Source organism: Campylobacter sp. 2018MI34 (assembly GCF_016598975.1).
Classification (GTDB): domain Bacteria; phylum Campylobacterota; class Campylobacteria; order Campylobacterales; family Campylobacteraceae; genus Campylobacter_D.
On record NZ_JAENKS010000267.1, the window covers coordinates 1 to 382 of the forward strand.

The 382-nt window shown below is 55.2% G+C and carries 1 tRNA gene; it reads left to right on the forward strand.

The annotated features are described in order from the left end of the window. Nucleotides 1–200 precede the first annotated feature (200 nt). Nucleotides 201–277, forward strand: a tRNA-Arg gene (locus tag JG676_RS08750). Nucleotides 278–382 lie beyond the last annotated feature (105 nt).

Sequence of the window (382 nt, forward strand, 5' to 3'; positions counted from 1 at the left end):
GTGGGCGTGCGGGCGGCGTGCGGGGGTGAGAGAACTATAAATAATGACTGACCGACAGTCAATGAGAATGAGAGTGGTTGCCGATGGCCTTGCCGCCGATGCCGCCTTGAGGCTGAGCGAGGAAACGGCTTGAGCAATGCCTGGCAACCGACTTGCACGGTTTGCGAAACAACGCTATGATTCAAGGCTTGCTTTTTAACGCGCCCGTAGCTCAGCTGGATAGAGTACCTGGCTACGAACCAGGGGGTCGTAGGTTCGAATCCTGCCGGGCGCGCCATTGTGTTGACCACGACCTGCCTTCGGGAAGGGAAAGGAAAAATGCAATGGAATACTCAAGTCGAGCGCTTGAGTAAAAAGGCAAGTGCAGTGCAGTGGCGAAATT